General features: G+C 59.4%; 9 protein-coding genes. All 9 read right to left on the reverse strand.

Annotated elements, in window-relative coordinates:
- Positions 1–266 precede the first annotated feature (266 nt).
- Entirely contained in the window at positions 267–773 is a 507-nt protein-coding gene (locus ACK59X_RS24180) for a hypothetical protein (protein ID WP_409960909.1), read from the reverse strand.
- Between the two features lie 67 nt (positions 774–840).
- The gene (locus tag ACK59X_RS24185; RefSeq protein ID WP_409960910.1) at positions 841–2754 is read right to left on the reverse strand and encodes a DUF4942 domain-containing protein; all 1914 of its coding nucleotides are present in this window, start codon (positions 2752–2754) and stop codon (positions 841–843) included.
- Positions 2755–3015: 261 nt separating this feature from the next.
- A complete protein-coding gene (locus ACK59X_RS24190; protein ID WP_409960911.1) occupies positions 3016–3303 on the reverse strand; it encodes a hypothetical protein in 288 nt (95 codons plus the stop codon).
- Positions 3304–3533: 230 nt separating this feature from the next.
- The gene (locus ACK59X_RS24195) at positions 3534–3740 is read right to left on the reverse strand and encodes a hypothetical protein (protein WP_409960912.1); all 207 of its coding nucleotides are present in this window, start codon (positions 3738–3740) and stop codon (positions 3534–3536) included.
- Between the two features lie 30 nt (positions 3741–3770).
- Positions 3771–4418 (reverse strand): thymidine kinase, encoded by a 648-nt coding sequence (locus tag ACK59X_RS24200; RefSeq protein WP_409960913.1) that lies wholly within the window; start codon positions 4416–4418, stop codon positions 3771–3773.
- Positions 4309–5013, reverse strand: a complete 705-nt coding sequence (locus ACK59X_RS24205) for a hypothetical protein (RefSeq protein WP_409960914.1) — start codon at positions 5011–5013, stop codon at positions 4309–4311. The genes ACK59X_RS24200 and ACK59X_RS24205 overlap by 110 nt, the downstream gene beginning before the upstream one ends.
- Positions 5014–5327: 314 nt before the next feature.
- Positions 5328–5837 carry a hypothetical protein gene (locus ACK59X_RS24210; RefSeq protein ID WP_409960915.1) on the reverse strand — a complete coding sequence of 170 codons (510 nt, stop codon included), beginning with the start codon at positions 5835–5837 and terminating at the stop codon, positions 5328–5330.
- Positions 5838–6079: 242 nt separating this feature from the next.
- Positions 6080–6439: a hypothetical protein gene (locus ACK59X_RS24215; RefSeq protein ID WP_409960916.1), complete on the reverse strand. Its 360-nt coding sequence runs from the start codon at positions 6437–6439 to the stop codon at positions 6080–6082.
- A 63-nt stretch (positions 6440–6502) separates the two neighbouring features.
- A complete protein-coding gene (locus tag ACK59X_RS24220) occupies positions 6503–6700 on the reverse strand; it encodes a hypothetical protein (RefSeq protein ID WP_409960917.1) in 198 nt (65 codons plus the stop codon).
- Positions 6701–6941 lie beyond the last annotated feature (241 nt).

Here is a 6941-nt window from a genome sequence, read left to right on the forward strand (position 1 = left end):
AACCTCAAAAGTGGGAGGCCACCATACCCGTTTACAAAGCGAACAGGAAAGTCAATGAAATCAACGGTCTACCCAGACCACCCCCGCGCCAGTGCTAGCTTTGCGTACCGTCACTTATTGCACTGAAAACGAGGAGACCCCGGGTTGTGAGTGATCCATGAGTCTCTCCGATTGGAAGTGGACGCGCCTGGGCCCCGACCGGGGCAACAAGCCCCGTCCTGGGTTGGTGAAAGGCAGGCGTTAGCCCGCTGATCGCAGGCAGGAAGTCACACCATCAGAGCAGCCTCACGGCGCATCTGTTTGAGGTGGTCAGCAACGCGCAGTCGAAGCGACTTGGCTGCATCGGTACGGTAGCGAGGAAGGCACCGGAAAAAGGTCAGACCATCCGTATCGCTGGTCGACATCGCAGTCATGCGGCCCATGCCCTGCTTGGGCTGGAGTCCGCATAACTGCTGGGCGATCTGCATCGTGTGGCACTGAACTTTGTACACCGGTCTGCGCATGTACTGCTGGAACGTCATGCCGCTGCGCTTGCCAGTGCTCGCGTTTGTCAATGTCATCAGGAACTCCATCAAAAAATGGACGGACCTGGCCCTGGCGGGCAACGAGGCCCGTCCGGGGTTGAGTGATCTCCTTGCGGAGAATCGAATGCTGGTTGTTTTGACTCCCCAGCTGGGAGTTTCATCGTCTGGCATAGCCAGCCGCTTGAAATCGCTTTCCGAAAGACCCAAAAGACCTTTTGGAAAGCCTTCACCCGAAGGTGAAGACTCCATTGTGCCCATTGCCCCAGAGCAGAGCAACCCAGCGCGTGCTGAGCCCCTACTCGGAAGCATTGGCTTGTCAGGCTGCAAGCAAGAGCAATTGCTCCGGCTGGGCCCCCTTTGATTGCCCGCTGACATCCGGCGCGGCGCTGATGGCCATCACTGGCGCACCTGATGCCAACGCGGGACCGCAGCGCAATCCCTGCGCCTCGTGAACACCCTCAATCGCCTTTTCAAGGCGGTCCAGAGAGTACTTGTACTCGCCTTCCGAATCCAGCCCCTCGATTTCCCGAAGCAACTGGTACCCAAAGCGATTCTCGCGCGAACGGGTGCTGTGGTGGTACGAAGGGCCATTGCGCCGCCCTTCTTTCTCCAGGGCAACATAGGCATCGGTCAGAGACTCTGCCTTGTCATACTGCTTCTTAAAGTCCTCATTGGCTTCCGACATGTCGCCTGGGATCCAGTTTCTGTGCCGTCCAACGAAGAGATTCAGCTTGTCCATGGTTGCCTGGTCGCGTGGATAGATATGGCAGGTGCCAACCCCACGATGCACCCGCATCCCGAACAGCGTTGTCTCTATCCGCTCGCCGCTTTCTGGGCGCAGTCTGCTGTAGCCCGCCACCAGCCCTTCGTAGTCGGGCGGGAGCCCCAGCAGATAGCCGAAGGCAAGGTCGATATCCTGGAGGAACTTCGCGGTCTCGTACTCAAGGCAACCGTTGTGCCCCAACTTGAAGTTCGGCAGTATGAAGCGGGTCTTGCGGACCCGCATACCAATGCGATGCTTCTGATTGGACGCCCAGCTTTTGTAGAAGACGGCATTCTCTGACGACCGGCCAATGATGCTCGTGAAAACACCATCGATCATGTCGGCATAGATGGTCGACATCGACTGCACAACGCCGTGCAGTAGGCCGTGGATGTTCGCCGGCGTGAAAGCCAACTCGTAGATGCTGGCAGCTGACGCCTCCAACCTCTTGCGGGCCTCGTTCGAGATCCGGTCGGACAGAAGCGATGAGCGGAGGATCTGTCCCCATGCACGCTTTTTCAGATCTGCGTATCGGTTGGCAAAGTCCTCGCTGGCCACCTGGCGCACCGAGTCCGACGCCTCACGAAACGAACTGGCAAGGCCTTTGGCCTGCATCTCATCGAGAGTCAGGCCCAAAGCATTCCTGAGGTGATCCGCAACAGCCGTCGTCTCGCTACTCTTGCGTGCAGCCGCTACAGCCTGGCGGAAACGAAAGCACGTGTCCTCAATGAAGTTCGATGGTAGCGCAAGCGCCGTGCAGACTTCGGGGTCCGCGTCGGCCGCTTCGTTGTCGCCGCGTTGCAGGTCGCCCAGCATTGCGTCCACATCGAGGTACTTCGCGGGCACCTTGTCCAAGTAGATGAGGGCGACTTCCACGTTGGTGGTTCGCTCCACATCGTCCGTGAACTGGTCCTCCAGGTACTCGACACTGCCATGGGCAGCGATGAGATCCACCAGCCGCTGGCGATCACGCGTGTACGGGTTCCTGAGGGTCTCGGCATTGATGATGGCCACCAACTCCGCGTCATACAAAACGTCCCAAGCGTGAAGCACGTGGGCACAGCCCGCCTGGAACGGCGGGTTCATCATGAGTGTAGAAACAGTGGCCAGGGAGCTAACTTCGAGGAAGTCGTACCCCAGAATCTTCGCTCCTAGCTCCTTAAGGCTGGCGTGATGCGCCGGGTCGATTTCAACGGCAGAAACGTTCTTCAGATCGGAGAACTTGTGCCTAGCGTAGTGACGCAGGGAGTGCCGCAACGGCCCGCGCGACTCGTCCTCATCGGCGTACTCCGCCAACCATGGCAGATCTGCGTCGTCGACTCCAGGGAACCCCTCTCGCGCGTGGCGGATCAGGTGGCCCTTGCCGGCGCTGGGATCGCAGAAGTGGACTACAGGTCGCTTGAGTTTCCCGAACATCCGGGCTGTGGTATGGACCCCTGTTGGATAGTATTGCCAGTGGGATTGCATGTGGTGATCTCCGATAAAAATCGGGACACCACCCCCTCGGGAATGGATGTCCCGAGGGTTGATGAAGTAGTGAAGCAATGTGCCCATTGCCGTTGACTGCTGATTGTTTTGATTCCCCAGTTAGGAACATTGACCGCCAGGCGTAGCCAAGCGGAGCAAATCAAGCTTTCCGAAGCCTCCGCTGGGAGACTTTGGAAAGCCCTCACGCATGCGTGATGACTTCCAATCGATGCGGGCATCTCAATTAGTAATTGAGGGCCGCTAGTTCGCTAGGGAAGAGCCACAGATGGACGCGCGAGATGCACGCCTTCGCGCCAACTCTGCGCCGATGAAGTCCCGCTCACGTCGAACACCGTCGATAAGAGCGCGATTCACTTCTCCACCGTCCCAAGCCTTCCGACCTTCCTTCGCCATCACGCGCGCGGCGAAATTGTCGGCTCGCTCCAGATCGCACGTGGAAATCAGCGCGATGTTGGCCGCGCCTGTCACTCGGGCATAGTTCTCGCCCCATTCCCGGTAGGACGCCGCTTGCTGGCTTTCCTCGATCATCGGTGCACTCGCTGCGCGGTGACGGCGATCGATTCGTGCGCCACCCGCACGGACTTGCATCCGCAGCACTGGCTAGCGTCAGGGACGCTCCCAGTACCTTCGTTCGGTTTGGTCTTCATCATCCATCCTCTTGTGAAAGGACGGGCATCGGCCCCATAGGGCAGCAGGTGCCCGTTGGGGTTTCGAAATTCGCTTCGGCTGAGTGCCTCGGCGTTGTAATGCTCGACGCGCTAGTCGCGCCCTTGGATGCGCTGCATCCGCTTTCGCAAGACAGCTGCCAGCATGTCAGCATCGGCGGCGGCGTCACACGGATCGCGCGACAATGCGCTTTGCAGAGCCCCCTTCAACCAGAAGGAGGTTCCGCAGCTCTGCAGCAGCTCCTCGCAGGTGGGAAGCGACGCATCGAAACGCGCGGCCTCCGTGGGTTCAACTTCCATCTATGCCTCCACTGAGTCAGGTCTCGGATGTCAGTAGAAGCAAGGTGCGCAAACTGGCCGATAACGACCGTCGCCCCCAATCTCCACCACGTCTCCGAGACGCACTGCCACACCCTTGGCGTCGACACGTTGGTTCATCGTGGCTTTACGGCCGCAGCGACACAGCGTGCTGATCTCGTGCAACTGGTCGGCAAGCGCCAGGAGGCACGCCCCGCCCTCGAATGGGTTGCCTTGGAAGTCGGATCGCAAGCCGAAGCATGCGACACGCATTCCATGGGCCGCGCAGAGATCCTGGTGGATCTGCTTGACTTGGCTGGCAGTCAGAAACTGGGCCTCATCGATGAAGAGCTCATCGATCTCCGCGAAGTCCTGGTGGCGAAACTCGGAGTCGCTCTGGAAGAGCAGTGCATCGCACTGCGGTCCCATGCGAGATGTCACCTTCCCAACACCGTGCCGATCGTCAAGAGCGCTGGTCATCACCAGCACACGCCTGCCGATCGATTCGAGGTTGAAGCGTCGCTGCAGGAGCGCAGTGCTCTTTCCGCCCTGCATCGTTGAGTAGAAGAACTCAAGCACTCGCTGCCTCGCGTTCCTGGTTGTTGGCCTCGAACGGGCATTCGCTGCTATTGGTCTGCTCGACATCCAGATCCTCGGGATTCGTGTGAACACCGTTTTCATTAAGGGATTCCAGCAGATCAACCTTGTCGGCCTGGCTCATGTCGAGCCATTCGCCCTCCACAAGGATCTCTGCATGGACCAGCGAGTGGGTCTCGCTGTCATACATCCAACGGGTATCACTGCTCCGCTCTTGATCGAAGTAGTGAGGCCACCCGCGACTGATGACATAGCGGGGCTGCACCTCGGACTGCAGCTTGAACTCAGCAGTATTGGTGCGGCGCACCACGGCACCATCTGGGAAGGTGTCGAAGGCTCGGCGGATGTCGTCGATCTGAAGGGTCTCGCTGGTGATCACGAAATCGCCGTATTTCGGGTAATCCGTGAAGTGCATTGCGCCGGACACATCGAGCACCAACTCTCCGCATTGCAGGCGCAGTTGATTCTCGACCTCGCGCGGTGTCCAAACCGGACTGGCAGATATCCGGACCTCGCTGAGGCAGTGCTCCGATGCGAGCTGCTCCAGCTGCAGGCACCGGTCAATGAGTGCCCGGGTGATCTCGAAGGTGGCGAAGGAAGGCCCATCAGCGTTCTCCGAGCTGGAGTACGCGGCAAGAACCATAGTCACAACCTTCAAACTGTTTTCGCTCGTCGTCATGTTCATCTCCTGAATCGAAAACGGGCGCCGGCCCCCGATAGGGCAACATGCGCCCGCAAGGGGTGGTGGAAGTCCCGAAGGACGGTGGGCTGCTGGTTGTTTTGACTCCCCAGCTTGGAGCATTCTGCGGCGGCGTAGCCGACACATGAAATCTGCTTTCCGAAGTGCCCGGGGGGCACTTGGGGAAGCCCTCGCTGACGCGAGGCTTCGAGGGCGATCACAACGGCGAGTGCCGTGGGATCGAATTGCGGCACCGCACACTCACTCCGATCTTGAGGTGCATGTGGAGCCTAGGCGAGCGCTACATCGCCGTTCTATGGCGCCCGCAGGCGCTCCACGAGGATGTTGTAGTCGTCCCCGGTTGGCACTCGCTCCTGACGGTCCAGAAGGCCGTCATGGCGCTCTATGTCGTCGCGCAGCCTTACCAGCGCCGCACGTGCATTGGCCTGGCTGATCGACTCGGTGGACAGGGCAGCAATCGCCGAGTCCAGAGCGGGTCTTTCAGCCGCCTCTGGACCGAAGGGAATCAGCCAGTACATGCGCAACAGCGTCCGGTCCCCTTCGATGTCAGGGCAGGTGAAACTGCCATCGTCGCCGAAGTTGCCTTCTGCGATGCCGCCTTCAGTCAGGCAGTAAGAGATGTTCATCCCTTCCTCGTGCACGACGATGTGCACCACTTGGTTGAGGTCATCGCCATTGGGCGGGGCTGTCTTCCAGTTGGAGAGGAGAGGCCCTTCCTCCACGGACAGGGCTCCTGCTTTCGCTAAGAGACCGAGCAGCCTCACCACATTGGCATGGGGCTGCACCGATTTTTCGTTACTCATTTCCGTCTTTCGTTTTGCGACGGACACCTGCCCTGCGGGCATCGAGCGCCCGTCCGGGTGGTGGTGAAAACTGATTTGAAGCTACTGATGCTCCGTGCATTCCTGCACGTATCCATCGCGATGGCGCTCCAGAGCAGCTGCAATAGCAGATCGACCTTCGTGGGGGCCGTCGCTACAGGTTTTGGTTCATCGTTCGTCTTTCAACGAAAGACGGGCAGCGCCCAACAGGCTCTTGGTGCCCGTCAGAGGGAGTCGTTGCCGGAGTGAGACTGTTTCCAGTCGAACGAGGGGAGTCCATCGATCAGCGGACCATCGGTATCGAGCTTGAGCCAGAAGGCGCGGGCTTCGACGCAGATGTCGATCAGGTGGGCAAGCTCAGGATGCTCGTCCTTGACAGCCAAAGCGGCTTCCACACTGCAGAAGATGATCCAGCCATAGTCAGCCCAGGGCGTGTATGCCAAATGGTTGTACAAGGCGCTCTTATCGTGCTGCTTGGGATCCTCACCCAGTGCGACTGCTGTCGCGTAAGGAACATGTCCAGAGGAAATCTCTGCGAGTTGCTCAATCGGGCAACCCGTGAGTGGGGTGCGTTGTTCGGTCATTGAGGAGTGCTTCGTTTCGACGGACACCAGACCCGGCGGGCTTGATGCCCATCCGGGTTGTGGTTACTGGAGTTCCGTGCATTCCTGCACGTATCCATCATCGTCTTCTTTCCCTGGCCAGCCTTTGGCGCACCCGCTGCTCTCACCTGGTCGGTAGTGGCAGTTGGCACAGCCAGCACAGAGATCGTCGTCACTGATCGACTTGCCGACGCCCGTGAAGGCTTTGGCGCGCAGACCTGGAGCGTGAATCACTTGTTGCATTCGAAGTTCCTTTCGTGGGACTGAGCGGTGCTCGCAGCGAGGGGGCTGCGAGAGCGTTGAAGATGAGACGGGGCATTCGCATGCCCCGCTCCATCAATCAACTCCCGGCCTCCTCGGCTGGATCGGCCGCGCCGCCATCGCTCCCGCTGGAGTCCGATGCTGGTTTTCCAGTCTTCCTTTGCTTGAGTGCTTCCGCTTCCTTGATCGCCTGGCAAAGCGGGAACAGCGACGCGAAGTCGAT

The organism is Acidovorax sp., assembly GCF_046339755.1.
Classification (GTDB): Bacteria; Pseudomonadota; Gammaproteobacteria; order Burkholderiales; family Burkholderiaceae_C; genus Acidovorax.

What these genes read in the sequence shown, in the direction of transcription:
- ACK59X_RS24180 (WP_409960909.1), bottom strand. Translation starts at nt 773, where the DNA reads ATGGAGTCTTCACCTTCGGGTGAAGGCTTTCCAAAAGGTCTTTTGGGT.
- ACK59X_RS24185 (WP_409960910.1), bottom strand. Translation starts at nt 2,754, where the DNA reads ATGCAATCCCACTGGCAATACTATCCAACAGGGGTCCATACCACAGCC.
- ACK59X_RS24190 (WP_409960911.1), bottom strand. Translation starts at nt 3,303, where the DNA reads ATGATCGAGGAAAGCCAGCAAGCGGCGTCCTACCGGGAATGGGGCGAG.
- ACK59X_RS24195 (WP_409960912.1), bottom strand. Translation starts at nt 3,740, where the DNA reads ATGGAAGTTGAACCCACGGAGGCCGCGCGTTTCGATGCGTCGCTTCCC.
- ACK59X_RS24200 (WP_409960913.1), bottom strand. Translation starts at nt 4,418, where the DNA reads ATGAAAACGGTGTTCACACGAATCCCGAGGATCTGGATGTCGAGCAGA.
- ACK59X_RS24205 (WP_409960914.1), bottom strand. Translation starts at nt 5,013, where the DNA reads ATGACGACGAGCGAAAACAGTTTGAAGGTTGTGACTATGGTTCTTGCC.
- ACK59X_RS24210 (WP_409960915.1), bottom strand. Translation starts at nt 5,837, where the DNA reads ATGAGTAACGAAAAATCGGTGCAGCCCCATGCCAATGTGGTGAGGCTG.
- ACK59X_RS24215 (WP_409960916.1), bottom strand. Translation starts at nt 6,439, where the DNA reads ATGACCGAACAACGCACCCCACTCACGGGTTGCCCGATTGAGCAACTC.
- ACK59X_RS24220 (WP_409960917.1), bottom strand. Translation starts at nt 6,700, where the DNA reads ATGCAACAAGTGATTCACGCTCCAGGTCTGCGCGCCAAAGCCTTCACG.